This is a genomic window from uncultured Boseongicola sp. (genome assembly GCF_937988555.1).
Classification (GTDB): Bacteria; Pseudomonadota; Alphaproteobacteria; order Rhodobacterales; family Rhodobacteraceae; genus Boseongicola.
Window position 1 is genome coordinate 1 of record NZ_CALJXO010000356.1, and the last position, 17,444, is coordinate 17,444.

General features: G+C 56.1%; 22 protein-coding genes and 1 pseudogene. 16 read left to right on the plus strand and 7 right to left on the minus strand.

What is annotated here, in order from left to right:
• Positions 1-181: SRPBCC domain-containing protein (locus tag Q1B15_RS20735; protein WP_299757529.1), on the plus strand; the 181-nt coding region annotated here is incomplete at its 5' end.
• A 2-nt stretch (positions 182-183) separates the two neighbouring features.
• On the opposite strand, the gene Q1B15_RS20740 is transcribed toward Q1B15_RS20735, so the two are convergent.
• The 3 genes from Q1B15_RS20740 to Q1B15_RS20750 all read right to left on the minus strand — a co-directional run bounded on the left by Q1B15_RS20740 (position 184) and on the right by Q1B15_RS20750 (position 1,222).
• Entirely contained in the window at positions 184-840 is a 657-nt protein-coding gene (locus Q1B15_RS20740; RefSeq protein WP_299757531.1) for a TetR/AcrR family transcriptional regulator, read from the minus strand.
• Between the two features lie 9 nt (positions 841-849).
• Positions 850-1,014: a hypothetical protein gene (locus Q1B15_RS20745; RefSeq protein ID WP_299757533.1), complete on the minus strand. Its 165-nt coding sequence runs from the start codon at positions 1,012-1,014 to the stop codon at positions 850-852.
• A 76-nt stretch (positions 1,015-1,090) separates the two neighbouring features.
• Positions 1,091-1,222, minus strand: coding sequence for a hypothetical protein (locus Q1B15_RS20750; protein WP_299757535.1), 132 nt, complete (start codon positions 1,220-1,222; stop codon positions 1,091-1,093).
• A 130-nt stretch (positions 1,223-1,352) separates the two neighbouring features.
• Here Q1B15_RS20750 and Q1B15_RS20755 point away from each other — a divergent pair, with 130 nt between their 5' ends.
• From Q1B15_RS20755 to Q1B15_RS20770, 4 genes and pseudogenes are all read left to right on the plus strand, one after another.
• Positions 1,353-2,309 carry a cyclase family protein gene (locus Q1B15_RS20755; RefSeq protein ID WP_299757537.1) on the plus strand — a complete coding sequence of 319 codons (957 nt, stop codon included), beginning with the start codon at positions 1,353-1,355 and terminating at the stop codon, positions 2,307-2,309.
• Positions 2,306-2,911 (plus strand): glutathione S-transferase N-terminal domain-containing protein, encoded by a 606-nt coding sequence (locus tag Q1B15_RS20760; RefSeq protein ID WP_299757539.1) that lies wholly within the window; start codon positions 2,306-2,308, stop codon positions 2,909-2,911. The genes Q1B15_RS20755 and Q1B15_RS20760 overlap by 4 nt, the downstream gene beginning before the upstream one ends.
• Positions 2,911-3,036: a hypothetical protein gene (locus Q1B15_RS20765; RefSeq protein WP_299757542.1), complete on the plus strand. Its 126-nt coding sequence runs from the start codon at positions 2,911-2,913 to the stop codon at positions 3,034-3,036. Before Q1B15_RS20760 ends, Q1B15_RS20765 begins: the two co-directional genes overlap by 1 nt.
• Positions 3,037-3,048: 12 nt before the next feature.
• A pseudogene (locus tag Q1B15_RS20770) lies at positions 3,049-3,141 on the plus strand (DUF2798 domain-containing protein); the annotation flags it as partial.
• A 2-nt stretch (positions 3,142-3,143) separates the two neighbouring features.
• On the opposite strand, the gene Q1B15_RS20775 reads toward Q1B15_RS20770, so the two are convergent.
• From Q1B15_RS20775 to Q1B15_RS20785, 3 genes are read right to left on the minus strand one after another with little or no spacing between them, the layout of a single operon-like run.
• Positions 3,144-4,022, minus strand: a complete 879-nt coding sequence (locus Q1B15_RS20775; protein WP_299757543.1) for an MBL fold metallo-hydrolase — start codon at positions 4,020-4,022, stop codon at positions 3,144-3,146.
• Entirely contained in the window at positions 4,019-4,657 is a 639-nt protein-coding gene (locus Q1B15_RS20780; RefSeq protein ID WP_299757545.1) for a glutathione S-transferase family protein, read from the minus strand. The genes Q1B15_RS20775 and Q1B15_RS20780 overlap by 4 nt, the downstream gene beginning before the upstream one ends.
• Positions 4,658-4,675: 18 nt before the next feature.
• Positions 4,676-5,320: an FCD domain-containing protein gene (locus Q1B15_RS20785; RefSeq protein ID WP_299757548.1), complete on the minus strand. Its 645-nt coding sequence runs from the start codon at positions 5,318-5,320 to the stop codon at positions 4,676-4,678.
• Positions 5,321-5,514: 194 nt separating this feature from the next.
• Here Q1B15_RS20785 and Q1B15_RS20790 point away from each other — a divergent pair, with 194 nt between their 5' ends.
• From Q1B15_RS20790 to Q1B15_RS20840, 11 genes are all read left to right on the plus strand, one after another.
• Positions 5,515-6,684 carry a zinc-binding dehydrogenase gene (locus Q1B15_RS20790; RefSeq protein WP_299757551.1) on the plus strand — a complete coding sequence of 390 codons (1,170 nt, stop codon included), beginning with the start codon at positions 5,515-5,517 and terminating at the stop codon, positions 6,682-6,684.
• Positions 6,681-7,586: a dihydrodipicolinate synthase family protein gene (locus tag Q1B15_RS20795; RefSeq protein WP_299757553.1), complete on the plus strand. Its 906-nt coding sequence runs from the start codon at positions 6,681-6,683 to the stop codon at positions 7,584-7,586. The genes Q1B15_RS20790 and Q1B15_RS20795 overlap by 4 nt, the downstream gene beginning before the upstream one ends.
• Positions 7,587-7,600: 14 nt before the next feature.
• Positions 7,601-8,059, plus strand: a complete 459-nt coding sequence (locus Q1B15_RS20800) for a hypothetical protein (RefSeq protein ID WP_299757556.1) — start codon at positions 7,601-7,603, stop codon at positions 8,057-8,059.
• A gap of 80 nt (positions 8,060-8,139) precedes the next feature.
• The gene (locus Q1B15_RS20805) at positions 8,140-9,195 is read left to right on the plus strand and encodes a C4-dicarboxylate TRAP transporter substrate-binding protein (RefSeq protein WP_299757559.1); all 1,056 of its coding nucleotides are present in this window, start codon (positions 8,140-8,142) and stop codon (positions 9,193-9,195) included.
• Positions 9,196-9,272: 77 nt separating this feature from the next.
• A complete protein-coding gene (locus Q1B15_RS20810) occupies positions 9,273-9,773 on the plus strand; it encodes a TRAP transporter small permease (RefSeq protein ID WP_299757562.1) in 501 nt (166 codons plus the stop codon).
• Between the two features lie 15 nt (positions 9,774-9,788).
• Positions 9,789-11,138: a TRAP transporter large permease subunit gene (locus Q1B15_RS20815; RefSeq protein WP_299757564.1), complete on the plus strand. Its 1,350-nt coding sequence runs from the start codon at positions 9,789-9,791 to the stop codon at positions 11,136-11,138.
• 20 nt (positions 11,139-11,158) lie between these two features.
• Positions 11,159-11,464, plus strand: a complete 306-nt coding sequence (locus Q1B15_RS20820) for a DUF1330 domain-containing protein (RefSeq protein ID WP_299757567.1) — start codon at positions 11,159-11,161, stop codon at positions 11,462-11,464.
• Between the two features lie 17 nt (positions 11,465-11,481).
• On the plus strand, positions 11,482-12,459 hold the full coding sequence (locus Q1B15_RS20825) for a quinone oxidoreductase (protein WP_299757569.1): 978 nt from the start codon (positions 11,482-11,484) through the stop codon (positions 12,457-12,459).
• Positions 12,460-12,463: 4 nt separating this feature from the next.
• Complete coding sequence (locus Q1B15_RS20830) at positions 12,464-13,855, plus strand: SLC13 family permease (RefSeq protein ID WP_299757571.1); 1,392 nt, start codon at positions 12,464-12,466, stop codon at positions 13,853-13,855.
• The gene (locus Q1B15_RS20835) at positions 13,855-14,301 is read left to right on the plus strand and encodes a 2Fe-2S iron-sulfur cluster-binding protein (protein WP_299757573.1); all 447 of its coding nucleotides are present in this window, start codon (positions 13,855-13,857) and stop codon (positions 14,299-14,301) included. The genes Q1B15_RS20830 and Q1B15_RS20835 overlap by 1 nt, the downstream gene beginning before the upstream one ends.
• Positions 14,298-16,370 carry a molybdopterin cofactor-binding domain-containing protein gene (locus tag Q1B15_RS20840; RefSeq protein WP_299757575.1) on the plus strand — a complete coding sequence of 691 codons (2,073 nt, stop codon included), beginning with the start codon at positions 14,298-14,300 and terminating at the stop codon, positions 16,368-16,370. The genes Q1B15_RS20835 and Q1B15_RS20840 overlap by 4 nt, the downstream gene beginning before the upstream one ends.
• 4 nt (positions 16,371-16,374) lie before the next feature.
• Here Q1B15_RS20840 and Q1B15_RS20845 read toward each other — a convergent pair whose 3' ends face one another.
• A complete protein-coding gene (locus Q1B15_RS20845; protein WP_299757578.1) occupies positions 16,375-17,334 on the minus strand; it encodes an amidohydrolase family protein in 960 nt (319 codons plus the stop codon).
• Positions 17,335-17,444: the final 110 nt, after the last annotated feature.

A 17,444-nucleotide genomic window follows, 5' to 3' on the forward strand; every position in this document is an offset into this window, starting at 1 on the left:
AGCCAAGGTGGTCCTTGAGTCACAACCAGACGGCACGCTGCTTTGCTACGATGCAACGGCTGTTGTCGGTGGCAAACTTGCGCAATTGGGCAGTCGATTGATCCAAGGCACTGCTAAAAAACTCGCAGCGCAATTCTTTGAGAGCTTTGCTGAAATCGTCGGACAACATCGGGGCAATTGAAGTTAGGTAGGCTTATCGAGACGCAACTTGATCTCTAGTCCTGCCATGAATGCCACAATCGCATCAGAAATGACGCCTTCTTTGTCGTTGGACAGAACACTTTCGTAAATCAGATCACGCACGCCATAGTAGAATATTCCCCCATGCATGATCCATGCGAATTCGATCTCGCAGTCGCGGGCTGCCCTATCAGGTAGGCCGAATTCGGCACGCGCTTCGATTAGGATCGGTTCCAGAATGCGTTGGCGGACCAGATGCATGTAGCGACGGTTGATATCCACACCCTTCAGGCCCGAAAACAGATAAATCCGCATCCATTCGCGGTCAAAGATCACGTCCGTATAGAGGTTGTAAAATGTGTTCAGCCGCTCCGAGAGAGGTCGCGAGCGATCCCGCAAGAGCGGTTCCCATTCCGGCAGCCAGCGGTTGACATAAACGGCGTCATAGACCTCAGAGATGAGATCATCTTTGGACGGGAAATACCGGTAGAGCAACGGTTGCGTCACGCCGAGCTTTTTGGCCAGCCCACGGGTTGAGCTTTCAAAACCCTCTTCGGCGAAGAATTCGATCGCCTTATTGATAAAGTCCTGACGCCGCTCAGACGACGGAAGCCGTTTTCGTTTCGGCTTTTCGTTATCTTTTGCGTCAATCAGGGTCATTTCTGCCTTCTATGCGTCGGGGCTGTCAAAGTCGATGTCCAGATCGAAGACCACCGGCCCTGTCGTATACGGTTCACGCCCGATCTGTTCGCCACGCCAATGCATAGGCGTTTTGACTGTCATTTGCCCAACGGGCACCTTAAGCCGTTTCGAGAACGCCCTGATCTGGGTCACGATGCACCCCGTAAGTGCGCCGTTAAACAATGCAAGCGGGGGTGGAGCAGTGCCGTCACCCCGTGAAAGGGCCCCCCTAGTCAGTGGCCAGATGGAAGGTCTCGTCTATCGTGACGAAGTGCACCTTGATGTCGTTGCGCATTTTTTCGGTGCTGGTTCCGGGCCCTTCAAAGACGACATCAAACGTCTTTGTTTCTTGATCCGTCATGCGCCACCCATCCTAAAATAAATTATCAATTGATAAAAACATGAGGACCAGCCTGAGGCAAGACCATTGACAGGGGGATGTATTTAATTTGTCATTCGATAAATAAGCAATCCGAACGGGGGACAATCCAATGACAAAGCTGACGAGACAAGACATTTACGACACCGCAAAAGAGCTTTCGAACTGGGGCCGTTGGGGGGAAGATGACCAAATTGGGACACTCAACAATGTGACACCCGAAGACGTGATTGCCGCCGGCAAGCTGATCAAGAAAGGCAAGGCCTTTGCTCTAGGCCTGAACCTAAAAGAGAAGATCCAATCGGGTCTGTTCGGTGGCCGCTGGAACATGATCCACCAAATGATGGCGACGGGCACGGATGCCGTTACCGGAGAACAGGACGGCGACGGCAAGGCCTACCTGCGCTACGCGGATGACGCGATTAACCTGCCCTGTCAGGGCAGCACACAATGGGATGCGCTGTGCCACATCTTCCTGGATGACAAGATGTACAACGGCTTTCCGGCGACTGATGTGACAGTCAACGGCGCCAAGCATCTGGGCATTGAAAACGTGCGCGATAAGATGGTTGGGCGCGGTGTGTTGCTGGATGTGGCGCGCTGGAAGGGCGTCGATGGTCTTGACGATGGCTACCCGATTACGAATGCCGATCTTGATGGCTGCGCTGCGGCGCAGGGTGTCGATATTCGCAAAGGCGATTTTGTGATCGTGCGCACGGGTCACCAAGAACGGTGTTTGGCTGCGGGCGACTGGACCGGATATGCGGGCGGCGACGCACCCGGTTTGGCGTTTGAGACAGCCTATTGGATCAAGAACAACGATATCGCCGCGATCTGTGCCGATACATGGGGCTGCGAAGTCCGCCCGAACGAAACCGACGAAGCCAACCAGCCGTGGCACTGGGTCGTTATCCCTGCAATCGGCATATCCATGGGCGAGATTTTCTACCTCAAAGAATTGGCCGAGGATTGTGAAGACGACGGCGTATACGAGTTTTTCTTCACCGCACCACCTTTGCATATTCCAGGTGCTGCGGGTTCTCCGATCAACCCGCAAGCCATCAAGTGATCCTCTGGGGGCGGGCATCTTCGGTCAATGTGCAAAAAGTTCTTTGGGCATTGGACGAGATTGGCCTGCCTTATGAACATAAGATCGTGGGCGGCAAATACGGGGGTCTTGATGATCCTAAGTTTGCCGCCCTTACGCCCATGCGCCGCGTGCCTGTTTTGCAGGATGGCGATGTCGCCCTATGCGAAAGTCACGCGATCCTGCGCTACCTTGCACGCGATCAGATGACCCCTGTGGGAGATATGTGGATGGAGTTTGGATCAACCACGCTACAACCGCCCTTTATCGGGCTATTTTGGCAGCGGGTGCGCATGACGCCAGCGCAGCAGGACGCGCAAGTTTTGGCCAGCCAATTGGACGCGTTGAATGCTGGGCTGGCCATTCTGAACACGAGCCTTTCAGACGAGCGCGCCTTTATCGCAGGCGATGATTTTACAATGGCTGACATTGCACTTGGCAGCCTGTTCTATCGGATCACGGATCTTTACCCTGACCTATTGGCCGATCATCCACATGTGGCGAAATGGCACAAATCCATTGCAGCCCGTGCCGGATACAGGCAGTGGATTGCGACTTCTTATGATGAATTGAAGGTGACTTGATGAGACCCGCCCACTACGCCTCATTCGTCTTTGGGTTTTTCCTGTCGATGATCATGTCCGCGATCATTTCCGGTGTCTCGACCATTTCGGCGCTCAGACTGACAGGGGAACTCGCCGCTGTCTAGTTTCGCGCGTGGTATTCAAGTTGGTGCATCGCATTTCCATCCGTGCTGGTCGTTGCCCCAATCACACAGCGGATTGTCGGACGGCTGACCACACCGCCCGCCTAAGTTCACATCCGCAACTGATAGCTGGCAGGCGTCCAGCAGTAGCTGTGGCCATGGCGTTCAACGTAGCCAATCGACGGAAACGGCATGTGGTGGCCGCTGACCAGAAGGCCGTCCGTTGCGACCATATCCAGCACCCGTTTGCGTGATGCGATCGCCATGTCTTTGTTGTCGTCAAAACCGACCGTGCTGTCGGGATACTGCAACGAAAAGACGTAATGATTGGTGACGTCGCCCCAGACCAGCAAGGACTTATCGCCACTTTCTAGGCGATACATCATATGGCCGAGCGAATGGCCGAATGCAGCTTCGGCGGTTAATCCGGGCACAACCGCGTCGCCGTCCTCAAGAAATGTCATTCGATCTGCGAGGGGCGGGATCAGCTTGAGGAACATCTCGCGGTTTTGGGCCCGCTGCGGCGGGATTTCCGATCCGTCAGTCCACGCATCAAACTCGCGCCGGCCAATGGCGTAACGGGCGTTGGGAAAGGTAGGTGCATCGCCCTCCATCACACCAGCGATGTGGTCGGGGTGGCAATGGGTGAAGGCCACCACATCAATGTCTTCAGGGGCATACCCCGCAAGGCCCATTCGCCGCGCCAGATTGCCCGCGTTATTGTCATGGCCCATCGCGCCAAATCCGGTGTCAAAAAGAACCGTCTGCCCACCGATACTGATGATCGTTGGGGTATAGGTATTCTCAAACCCGTTGGCCGGCAGGTTGTTGGCAGCGGCAATCGCAGCTATTTCAGTTGCAGATTTGTCCATCGCGAAGGGTGGGTTGATTGGCTTTCGGATATGCGCACCATCAAGGATCGTAGTCACGTCTGCTTGGCCAAGGGTGAAGCGGTGAAGCGCGGGGCGATAAGTGTCTAGATCGTTCATGGCAATGGCACCTCTGTTGTGAATTTGGGGATGGAATAGCCTTTTTGGACGGCGGGGCGCTGCGCGATATGCACATACCAATCGCGCACGTTCGGGAATTCGTTAAGATCGATTTCCTGCCATTCAAACCGCGATACCCAAGGCCAACACGCCATGTCAGCGATCGAATACATGCCGCGCCCGTCGCCTGCGATATAGTCGCGCCCTTCAAGTCGTTCGTTGAGAACACGGTACAGGCGCTTGGCCTCATTCCAATAACGCTGTTCAGCGTACTCAGATTTGCCCTTATTGTATTTGACGAAGTGATGGACCTGCCCAAGTATCGGGCCAAGGCCGCCCATTTGCCACATCAACCATTCCACCATCTTCCAATATTCGTCACCTTTGCATTGAAATTTATTATGTTTGTCAGCTAGATACATCATGATGGCACCCGTCTCCATCATCTGGATGCCGGTCTCATGATCGACAATCGCGGGGATGCGGTTGTTAGGCGTGATCTTCAAAAAATCCGGCGCGAACTGTTCGTCCTTTGAGATGTCGATGCTGTGCACGGTGTAGGGCACGCCCAACTCTTCAAGCAGAATTGAGACCTTACGGCCGTTTGGAGTGGTCCAAGAATAGAGGTCAATCACGGTCGTTCCTTTTGTGGGTCAAACTTCGGCAGTCATCGCGTTGATAGTGGATTTCAGGTGCGTGCGCATGGCAGACTTGGCCCCGGCGCGATCGCGTTTGGCGATGGCAGTGACAATTGCGTCGTGTTCGTCAAATGAATGATAATCCGGCGGGGGGCCTTGGACCCCCAGCGACAATTGCCGCCAGACAACAACTTGGCGCACCGCGTTCATGATTTTGTGCAGCTCGTGCAGCAAAACATTGCCCGCGCTTTGGGCGATCAGATCATGAAGCGCGTGATCGAGGCGTTCGTATTCATCCCACGTGGGCGCGCCCCGAATTTCAGTGGCCAGCGCAATTGCGCGACTGATTTGCTGTGGCGTTGCATGTAAAGCGGCCAGCTGTGCCAGTTCCGGTTCAAGCGCGATACGCGCCATCATGGCGTCATGTGGACCTGTGCGATCAATCAGATCTGTCATTGAAATCAGGGTGCTGGGTGGGTTGATCACAAAGGTTCCACGCCCGACATAGCGATTGATCCGGCCTTCATTTTCCAGCACCGCGAGCGCTTTGCGCAACTCTGGTCGGCTGAGGTTCAAGGTTGCGGCCAGCGTGCGTTCTGGGGGCAGTCGACTGCCTGCTTCGTGGTCATTTTGCGTTATCCAATGCCGAACCGCGTCCAAAGACGAACGCTCCTTTGGTTGACCAATATTGACTTGGCTTTGCTCCGCTATCTGATTTTCAGATGCCGGGTATACAAAACTATTATGCGATCTATCAGAACTCATCGGCCATTCTATGGAAAGTCGGAAATGTGGTGCTCCGGTTTCACGATTCGCTAAGTTGGTCAACCAATCGAATGCTAACCGGGGGGAAGATGGACGACGGACAGCTTTGGGCAGGGGTAACGACAGCTGACAGCATGGCATTACCTGAAAAGATGCGGGCCTGGGTGCTTGGCGATCCTGACGAACTGTCTTTGATCGACAAGCCATTGCCAGTCCCCGGACGAGCAGAGGCGCTAGTACGCATCGACGCGGTGGCTATCTGCGCAACAGATCTTGAAGTGATTTCCTACGGCACGCCTGCGCTTGTCGAAGGCGGCAAACCCTTCAACAAAAACTGGACGCCCGGCCATGAATATATGGGTACGATTGCTGCGCTCGGTCCAGGTGTTGATGAATTTGAAATTGGTGACAGGGTCACGGTTGAAATTCATGCAGGCTGTGGTCAGTGCAAGCGCTGTCGGATGGGCATGTACACATCTTGCCATAACTATGGTTTGAACTACGGTAAAAAGGACAAAGGCCACCGGGCGAATGGATTTACGACCAACGGTGGCTTCGCCGAATATGCGGTGAACAACATCAACACGATGATCAAAGTGCCCGACGACATGTCTGATGAGACAGCGACATTGGTCGTCACAGCGGGCACGTCGATGTACGGGCTGACTGAACTTGGCGGGCTGGTTGCCGGCGAAAGTGTCGTGGTGATCGGACCGGGATCAATTGGTTTGCTGGCTGTCGCTGTGGCCAAAGCTCTCGGAGCGTCGCCGGTCATTCTAGTTGGCACCCGCGAGAACAGAAATGAGATCGGGCGCCAACTGGGTGCGGATATTGTGATTGACGGTCGCAAAGAAGACGTTGTTGCCCGGGTCATGAAGATCACCGGCAAAGGCGCGGATTATGTGGTGGATTGCGCGGGCAATGAGACCACGGTGAATGATGCGGTGCATATGACTAATCGCGGCGGGCGTGTCTGCCTTGCGGCCTTCCCGAAAAAGCCGGTCACCTTTGATTTAGGCTATCTGGCCGTGAACAATGTCTATCTTTACGGCATCCGGGGCGAGGGCAAATCTGCCACCCACAGGGCCATGGCGTTTATGGCTGAAGGGCGGTTTGATGCTTCGGTCATTCACACCCATACCTTTCCATTGGACCTTTTGCCCGAAGCGCTGCGCTATGCCAAAGAGCGTGTAGATGATGCGATCAAAGTCGTCGTGTCGATGCGCGGAAAAGGCAACAGCACGGGTGACAAGACATGAAGGCAAGGCGCGGGATTTATGCGGCGGCAGTCTCACCGTTTGAGGCAAATGGGCGTTTGAACTCTGGCAAATTGGTGGCTTACTGCCAGCATTTGCTGAGTGACGGTGGGTGCGATGGCGTTGCCCCAACGGGTACGACAGGCGAAGGTACATCTATCGCGATGGCAGATCGTTTGGCGCTGCCAGGCGCATTTGCTGATGCGGGGATCTCACCAGATCGGGTCATCTTTGGTACCGGTGCGCCTGCTTCTGGGGATTGTCTGGCGCTGACGGCGGCTGCTTGCGATGCCGGGTTCACGAATGCTTTGGTGCTTCCGCCCTATTACTACAAGGCTCCATCTGATGATGGGTTATTCGCATATTACGCCAATCTGGTGAATGGTTTGGGCCGCGATGATCTGCGCATTTACCTCTATCATTTCCCCCAGATGTCAGCGGTGCCCTTGTCCGTTGAGCTGGTGACGCGGCTTAAGGCGGAATTCGGGTCTGTGATCGCCGGGCTTAAGGACAGCAGCGGTGATTTTGCGCAATCGGCGGCCTTCATAACTGCCACAGGCGGCGTTGATGCGGACTTTGATGTTTTTCCATCCTCGGAAGCGATGCTTTGGGATGGATTGGCGCTGGGCAGTGCGGGGATCATCTCGGGCTCAACCAATGCGTTTGGCGCTAAGGCGCAGGCCGCTTTGCAAGCACCCCAGGGCGGCGCGCGCGATGTTGCGATGGAGGCTGTTAAGGCGGCACGGACGATGGCTGGGAAATATCCGATGATGGCGGCTATGAAGCAGGTCGAGGCATGGCGCAGTGGCGACGACAGCTGGACGCGAATGGCGCCACCATTGGTGCCGCTAAGCGACGCACAGCGGGCGTCTTTGCGCGCCGACCTTGATGCGTTGAACGGATAGAACAGGAGGCCGCAATGGCAGATCACGGACCGCACCATATCGAAACGAACCCCGACCCCGCGGCCTTCGCCCATTGGCCCGAAGGCCTCTATCAAGAAATGCTTGCCAGCCAGAACAATGGCTGCGTCGGCACGGTTCTGGTGTCTGAAACCGACCGTGTGCGGGTCTGGCATTTGCACATTCCTGTCGGCACACGTTGTGGGTTCCATCGGCATGTGAATCCCTATTTTTGGTCGGCGTTGAAGGCGGGCGAGGCCCGTGGATATTTCTCATCCGGAAACGTCCGGGACACCACGCATTACGTCGGCGAAACCAAGCATTTTTACTATGGACCGGGGGACTACATGCTCCATTCGGTTGAGAACATCGGGGACACTGATCTGGCCTTTGCCACGGTCGAATTCCTCGATGGCACGAACCCACCGCTGGCGATCCCGCCAGAGGTGAAACTGGTCGCACCAAACGCGGCTTGAGCCTTGCCAATCTAGCAGGTTTCAAGATCGGTCTTAAGGCGCGGTTCGCTTAAAAAACATAAATACTGGGAGGAGATATCATGAAGAAAATCGTATATAGTCTAGCCGCTGCGATGGCCTTGACCGCCACGGCGGTGCAAGCCGAGGAGATCACCCTACGGATCGGATCGGGCCACCCGCCCGGCGTTGTCTATGCCGGTCTGATGATCGACTATTTTCAGAAAGAACTGAAAGAACGCGTCGAGTCCCGCACAGACCATACGCTCAACATCGTCGAAGGCTATTCGGGTTCCATCGTGAAGGTCACCGAAGTGCTGGAAGGCGTCCAAGACGGCGTATTGGACATTGGTGGCATGTGCTTCTGCTTTGAGCCGTCAAACCTGCCGCTTCACGCGTTTCAGGTCATGTTGCCATTTGGCACGATGGACCCGGTCGAGAGCCTTGGCATTGCTCAGGACGTCTATAAAGAAGTGCCGTATCTGACGGACGTATTCGAGGAGGAGTACAACCAGGTGTTGCTGAGCCGGATCGCCGACGGTGGCTACAACCTTGGCACCAAGTTCGAATGGAATGAATTATCAGATCTAAAGGGCGAAAAAATCGGCGGCGCGGGGATCAACCTGAACTGGTTGGAAAATGCGGGCGTTGTGCCTGTGTCGTCCTCGCTGGCCACATCTTACACCGAAATGTCCACGGGCGTTTATGACGGCTTCATCATGTTCCCATCCGCTTGGGTGAATCTGAAGCTTTACGAGCCTGGCCCTTACTACACGTTGATCGGCTTTGGTTCGATGACGTGGCACGGGCTGACGATCAACAAGGACACATATGACGAACTGCCCGAAGATTTTCGTGCAATTCTGCATGAAGTTGCAGCGGATTATGAAGAGCAAACCGGCATCGTGAACCTGCGCGAGTATGATCGCCTTATCGACGAATTGCGCGGTCTGATCACTGTGACCGAGATTGATGCCAACGTGCGTCAGGAATGGGCGGAATCGCTGCGTGATTGGGTACAGAAAACCGCAACTGACCTGGAAGGACAGGGGCTTCCTGCCAAGCAGGTCATGAACCTTGTGCTCGATAGTGCTGAAGCGCGCGGCTACGACTGGCCAGTGCGCTATTCAATCGAATAAAACTCACCCAGCCATAGGATGTGTGGGTCTCCTTGGCCCACGCATCTTCTTTATCTCTTAACTTGAAGGCATCTTTTATGTTTCTGGTCCGGGTCACTGACTGGTTGACGAAGACTCTGATGATTATTGGCGCGATCTGGGCCTTCTGCCTCTGCTTCGTCGCTTTGACAGACATCGTCCTGCGCTCAACCAACATCCCGATTTCCGGCACCAAAGAGATTGTCGCTAATTCCGTAGTGATCATCGTGTTTATGCAAGTGGGGTACGCCGTTCGCAGCGGATCAATGCTGCGCGCTGACTTTCTGGTTTTGATGTTTCCTCAATGGGTCCAGCGGATTCTGACGGCGTTTGCGCTGATCCTCGGAGCAGTCTTCTTTCTTTACCTTCTGAACGCTGCCATCGAGCCCGCGATGCGATCGTTCCGCCGGGGCGAATTCGACGGGGCGGGCGCGCTTCAAGTTCCGGTCTGGCCTGCACGATGGGCAATCGTTGTTGGAGCAGGTTTGGCGGGCTTCAACTACTTGCTGCTGAGCGTTGTCGAGATCTTCGGCCTGCGCGTCGAAAGAATGGACTTATGATAGGTAGCCTAACCAATGTTTGATTTCTCAACTGCCTCGATCATTATCGTCCTGTTGCTGGCCTTGGTCCTTCTGGGTGTGCATGTGGCAATCTCGCTTGGGATTACCAGCCTTGTTGGTATTTATTTGGCCACTGGAAAATTGCGGATTGTTGAGGCGACAATTGCTTCAACATCTGCCGAAGCGCTTCGCGATTTTACCTTTGCTGTGATTCCTCTGTTCATGCTGATGGGCGAATTTATGGGCAGGTCGGGGGCGGTGACCGACATATATGTTGCAATCAACCGCAGCCTGAAATCCGTGTCCGCTCGCCTTGGCGTTGCAACGGTGCTTGGCAACACAGTGTTTTCCTTTGTGACAGGAGTTTCGGTTGCCTCCGCAGCAGCCTTTTCCCGGATCGGTTATCCCGAGATGCGGGCGCATGGCTACAACCGCGGCTTTGCTTTGGGGTCGATTGCCGGGTCGAGTGTGTTGGGGATGCTGATCCCCCCCTCTGTCCTGATGATCGTCTGGGGCATACTCACCGAGCAATCCATCGGACGCCTCTTCCTCGCCGGCGTTTTGCCGGGGGCGATCCTGGCCAGCTTGTTCATTGCCTACATTCTGATTGCTGCCTGGTGGCGGCCCGAACTTGTCGGACATGGTAAAGAAGTAGAGCCAGTTGAGCTTGAGCCGGATGCCTTTGACAGCGCAAAAGCCAAAGTCAGTCCGAAGCAATTTGCGATTTCGATCTTTGGTGTCCTCGGTATTATCTGTTCGGTGTTGGGCGGTATCTGGTTCGGCCTGTTCACCCCGACCGAAGGGGCAGGAGCAGGGGCGGCATTGGCGCTTATTCTGGCCTTTGTCAAAGGTATGACGCTGGGTGGTTTCATTGATGCGGTTTATTCCGTCGGAAAGACTGCCGCGCCGATCCTGATCCTATTGCTCTGCGCCGCGCTCTACTCGCGCACACTTGCGATGGCGGGGGTCACAACAGAAATCCGGGAGTTCTTTGTCGGTTCAGGGTTCAAAGCCTGGACAGTTTTCGCAATCATCCTGCTGATTTGGTTCGTGCTGGGTATGATCATCGACAGCATCTCGATCATGTTGCTGACCGTCCCGATTGTGGAACCCGTGGCAATTGCCTTTGGTTTTGACCAGCTGACCTTTGCCATTGTCGGGATCATCGCGATTGAGGCCGGGTTGTTGACCCCGCCTTTCGGTTTGCTGGTCTATACGGTCAAGGCCGCGATTCGCGATGAGAGTGTCGGTGTGCAGCACATCTTTTGGTCTTGTATTCCGTATTGGCTGATCATGCTGTTCTTGGCGGCGCTGATGATGGCATTTCCCGGTGTTGCAAACATGCTTCCAAACGCGCTCATGTAGCCAAACGAAAGGACTACCCGATGCCCGCATTCTGGCTTGCCCGCTCCAAAATAAACGAACCTGTCGCCTACAAACGCTACACCGATCAGGTGCCTGCGATCATCGCAAAGCACGGCGGCAAAGTACTGGCCCGCGGTGGCAAGTTTGAAGTCATGGAAGGGCCCGATTACTTTGAGCGCTTTGTGGTCATTGAGTTCCCGACGTTCGAAGCGGGTGTGAACTGCTTCCGTTCACCCGAATATGACGAGGCCGCGCGCCATCGCCGCGAAAACGGTGTAGGCGAAGTGCAAACGATCATGCTCGAAGCTGGTGAGTTCACAAAATAGAACCATATGAGGGACCAATGATGAAAACGACGCGCGTAGTGATGAAGGCCCATGGCGGGCCAGAGGTGATGGAACTGGAAACACTTGATCTTGCCCCGCCCGGTGCGGGTGAAGTGCAGATCGCTCAGACTGCCATCGGGCTGAACTACATGGATGTGTATCAGCGGTCTGGGGCCTATCCGATGCCGCTGCCCAGCCCTTTGGGGTTGGAGGCCGCGGGCGAGATTATCGCGGTGGGCGATGGGGTTACCGACTTGGCTGTTGGGGACCGTGTGGTCTACGGCGGTGTCCTTGGATCTTACGCCAGCCACCGCAACGCCCCCGCTGCGCGGTGCATCAAGATCCCCGATGGCATCACCGATGAACAGGCGGCGGCCGTTTTGATGAAGGGTCTGACGGTCGAATACCTTCTCAACCGCACGTTTCAAGTAAAGGCCGGTCAGGACGTGTTGTTCTGGGCGGCGTCTGGCGGTGTCGGTCAACTGGCAGGCCAATGGGGTAGGCATCTGGGCGCGCGGATGATTGGTGTTACGGCGGGCGCTGAGAATTGCGAGGCTGTAAAGAAGCTAGGTTACGCCGAGGCAATTGACCGCAAGACCGAAGAGGTTGCCGCAAGGGTGCGCAAACTGACCGATGGGCAGGGTGTCCCGGTTGTTTATGACAGCGTCGGTAAAGCGAGTTTCGAGGCGTCGATCGAAAGCCTCGCGACCTATGGTCTATTGGTTTCTTTCGGTGCGACAACTGGCCCTGCGCCTGACGTCTCGCCGCATCTGCTTCAGGTGAAGGGGTCGCTTTATTTCACTCGCCCGACACTTGCCAATTATGTCGCCTCTCGCGAAGATCTGGTCCATTCGGCCAGCGAAACTTTCCGTCTGATGCAAGAGGGCGTGCTGAGCGTAAACATCAACCAGCGTTTTGCGCTGTCGGATATCGTTGCGGCCCATGAGGCGCTTGAAAGCGGCGAAACAACCGGCTCGACCATTTTGGTACCGTAACAAGATGAGCAGCACCGCGCGCCAAGTACTGCCAAAGATCACCGTGTCACGGGTCGTGATTTGGTGTCTTGCAGGACTGTTCGTGATCGTGATGGCATTGACCGAGCCAACGGATGTGCTGGTCCGCGTTGGCGCGATATCGGCCTTGGCGGTGGCACTGTTTGCCACGCGGTTGCTTCCCGAAGTAGTGACTGCTCTGGCGTGTTTTCTTGCGTTCGTCGCCATTGGTGCTGCCCCAAACGAAGTAATCTTCTCCGGCTTTGCCAGCAGCGGTTTCTGGCTTTTGTTTGCAGGATTGGTGATCGGAGCCGCAATCACAACGACCGGGTTAGGCATGCAGGTGGCATTACGGATTTTTCAACGCACCGGGGATTCCTATGTCAAAGCCGCGCTGCTTTTGGGCATAAGCGGGTTGGGCCTGGGCGTCCTTGTGCCTGCGACGATCCCACGTGTGATCATCATGCTGCCAATCGCCCTGGCGCTGGCTAAAACCATGGGATACGCCATTGGATCGCGTGGACACGTCGGCCTGACAGTTACGGCGGCAGTGGCCACCAATTTGCCGACGTTTGCCTTTCTGACGGGGAACCTGCCCACAATCGTCCATATCGGCGCCTTCGAGACGCTTTATGGGATACGCCCCGCTTACGGGCAGTACTTTATTCAACAAGCACCTATCAATCTGGTGAGGTTTGCGGCCCTTTTGGTCTTAATGTTGCCCTTCGCGCCGCGCCGCGCCGAGACGGCCTCGGCTTTGGATGCGCCTACACCATTTACCACGATCCAGAAGTTACTGTCAGTCCTGATTGGCGCGGCGATTTTATTCTGGGTGACGGACGCATGGCATGGGATTTCGCCCGCCTGGATTGCGCTCTCGCTGGCGGCTGTTTTGATGGTTCCGGCGTTTGGCATTTTGGATGAGACGGCGATGAAGACCAAGATCGACATGTCGACGGCGTTTTTTCTCGCGGCGGTCTTTGCGATTAGCGCTGTTGCGCAACACACGGGTCTCAGCACGGTGATTGCAGACCGACTTATTCCGCTTTTGCAGTTGGGTCAGGGCAGCGATTTGCGCGATCTTTATTCGGTGGTGGGAATATCGACGTTGCTTTCGCATTTCACCACCGCTCCGGCGGCACCTGCGGTATTGGCCCCTCTGGCTGGGGCATTTGCAGCTGAAACCGGCTGGTCAATTGAGACGATTTCCATGAGCCAGGTCATCGGGTTAGCCACGCCGGTCCTGCCACATCAGGCGCCGCCGCTGATTGTCTCAATGGCGCTGGCGCAAATACCAATTGCCGCACTTTTGCGTATCTGCGCAGGGCTGGCGGCGGCGGTGACCGTGATCGGTATTCCGCTCACCTTTGTCTGGTGGAACTACTTGGGGATTTTTTGATGAATGAGGCTGTCGTATTTACTCTGAATGGTAAAGAGGTCCGTATCGAAGGCCCGCCGGCGATGCCGCTTCTTTTTGCGCTGCGGGGCCAGCTTGATCACAAGGGAACGCGGCTGGGTTGTGGCGAGGGGCATTGTGGAGCCTGCACTGTCACACTGGATGGGGTGCCGGTCACATCCTGCGACCTGCCAATTTCAGCAATTGCTGGCAAAAATGTCGGCACAGTTGAAGGGGTACTCGCCGCCGATCATCCGCTGGCTGCTGCGCTGATCCGGCATCAGGCGGGGCAATGTGGTTATTGCCTGCCTGGGATATTGACGCGTGCAGCGGCCCTGATTGATCAGGGCCAATGTGCTGAGGATATCCGCAACGCTCTGGACGCCAACCTTTGTCGCTGCGGTGCGCATGGGCGGATCATGGCGGCGATCCAAGAGGTGGCATCATGAACGTCCCCCCACCGTTGAAGAATTTCCCACTGGTCAGCCAATGGCTGTCGTTTGCGTCGGATGGTGGCGTTGATCTGTTGTCAGGCCGGGTGGAACTTGGGCAGGGGATTGCCACCGCTTTGACCCAGATCGCTGCGGATGAGTTGGATGTCGCGATTAACGCGATCCGGCTGACCCAAGGACACACTGGCGTATCGCCAGCGGAGGGCCCTACCGTGGGCAGCTTGTCGGTGACATTTGGTGGTCAATCGATCCGCATGGCGACGGCCGCCGCGCGCACCTTGATGCTGGGTCACGCTGCTGAATTGCTGCAAACTACCGCCAATGACCTGACAGTTTGCGCGGGCGAGATCATTAAGGATGGTCTTGAGACGGGCCTGAGTTATGCAAGCCTGTCGGCTGATGTAGATCTGGCGGTCCCAGCGGTCGACCACGCGCAGCCCAAGGCGGCCTCTGACCGTCAGATTGCAGGCGCTTCTGTACCGCGCGTTGATCTGGCGGCGCGGCTTGAGGCTGGCTATCTACTCCACGATATGGAGCTGGACGGCATGTGGCATGGCCGCGTGATCCAGCCGCCAGCACTTGATGCGACTTTGGGTGCCTTGCCTGATCTTGAGCTTCCGGACGGTGCTCAATTGGTCCGCGAGGGGCAGTTTCTCGCTGTTGTGGCAGTGGATGAATACGTTGCGCTGCGCGAGGCACGCAGGCTTGCCGGGCGGCTTGACTGGCAGATGGGGTCCATTTCGTTAGTGCATCCCATCGATGGTCTGGAGGCGGACATTGCGGAAAGCGAGACGCTATATGATAGCGACGATCTCATGGCTGGGATTACCGAAGTCAGCATTACGCTAACGAAGCCAGCGCTGAGCCATGGTTCGATCGGGCTGTCTTGTGCGGTGGCGCAGTGGCAGGGAGACGCGCTGAAGGTTTGGGCGCACAGCCAGAATGTCTTTGCTTTGAAAGAGTCGCTTGCCCGCGTGCTGAAACACCCCGCCGAGCTGATCACTGTGATATTTGCGCCAGGTGCTGGTTGCTACGGGCACAATAGCTCTGATGATGTTGCCCTTGATGCGGCTTTGATGGCGCGAGGGGTCGGGCGACCTGTGCGCGCACTTTGGCAAAGACAGGACGAGTTCCAAAACGCACCCCTGAACCCGGCGATGAAAACACAGATGACGGCGCGGTTGGACGATGCTGGGAAGATCGTGTCCTTTGATGCGCGCGTGATCAGTCCACCGCATTCGACGCGGCCCGGCGGAACCGACGAGCCGAACTTGCGGGCGCAACAATTCCTGCCCAATGCTATGCCGATGGGGCTGGGCGATGATCCGCCGCAACCCCAAGGCGGGGCAGATCGCAACGCAGTCCCAGGCTATCTGATTCCGGCGGTCCGCGTTGTGCGTGACCGCCCGGTGCATGTCCCTTACAGGTATAGCGCTATGCGCGGATTGGGAACCTTCACCAACGTCATCGCATTGGAGCAGCTGATGGAAAGTTGTGCGGAGGCCGCAGGCCAAGCCGGTATAGAATACAGATTAGCGCATCTGGACGATCCACGCGCGATTGCCGTGATTGAAACGGCGCGGGACATGGCCGGGCCTTGGGACAAAGCGGACGACGTGGGCTATGGCTTTGGCTATGCGCGCTATAAAAACAGCGCTGGTTATCTGGCCTGCATGGCCCGGATTGTGGTAGGCGATGAGGTGCGCGTCACAGACGTCTGGTCGGCAGGCGACGTTGGCGAGGCGATCAACCCCGATGGCACCATTAACCAGATCGAAGGCGGGATCGTGCAGGCGATCAGCTGGGCGTTGAAAGAAGAGATCGGCTTTGCCGGGGGTCAAAATCTGACCCAAAGCTGGGAAGATTACCCAATTCTTAAGTTCTCGGAAATACCCCGTCTGCAGACCCGTCTGATCGGACCGCAAGACGCAGTCCCTCTTGGGGCAGGCGAAATTTCATCTGGCCCGGCGGGTGCGGCAGTGGTGAATGCCGTGCGTGCGGTTCTTGGTGTGGTGCCGGAACGCTTGCCGCTCAGCCGCCACGCGCTGGTGGCTCTGCTGAGCTAGGTAGTTAGAGCTTAAGAAGCTTCCTGGCGTTCCCGCTAAGAAGCTTTGTCTTATCGGCTCTATCCATCTCAAACTTAGTGATCCAGTCGACGCCGTCCTTGTTTGTCACATAAGGCCAATCGACCGCAAACATGATGCGGTCGATGCCGACCTCTTCGATACAACAGCGCAGGGCCGCGTCCGAGAAAAAGCCGCTGGTGGTGATGTGGAAATTATTGCGGAACACCTCGGCAAAATTTGTGGGCGCATTGTCAGACCGCGAAAAACTCTCGTCGATGCGTGCAAGCAGGAACGGGATTGCTTCGCCCAGATGCCCAAGGACAACGGTCAGGTCGGGGTGTTTATCAAAGATCCCACTGAGGATCATCCGGACAGCCAGCGTGCCTGTCTCCACCCCAAATCCCCAAGCGGACCGGGTCAGCGCGGGATGGCTTTTCGCATAGGCGCCATAATATGTTTCGATCACTGATTTGTCGGGCAGAGCAGGGTGCAGATAGACTGGCACACCGAGCGCCTCGGCCCGCGCAAAGATCGGCCAGAAATCAGGTTCATCGACAAAGCGGCCATTGCTCAGCCCGTGCAGCAAAGCACCTTTCAAACCCAGCTCTTCGACCGCGCGGGTCAATTCGTCGGCTGACGCCTGCGGGTCAACTGTGGGCAGCATTGCGAATCCGGAAAAGCGATCCGGGGCACTTTCGATGGCGGCGGCCAGCACGTTGTTGACAGCACGAGTGGCCTCAACCGCGACATCCGCATTTAGCCGTTGCGTACCGGGGGATTGGTGCGAAAGGACCTGCATATCGATCCCGGCCGCGTCCATCTCTTGAATGCGAATATCCAGAAAATCATAAAGCCGCTTACCAATGGGCGATGCGGGGTCTGCTGCTGCGTGGCCAAAGTGTTTGGCCAGATCGTGGTCCATGAAGTGTTCTTCAATCGCAATAATCTCGGGTGTCTCGGTCATCTTGAGGAAGCCTGCAGGTTGCTTGGGTCATCACCCGCGAACAGCGGGCTTTTTCAGTTGACACCAATGCGAACGATTGCACAACTGATTTCAGACGGTTTTGCGCATCG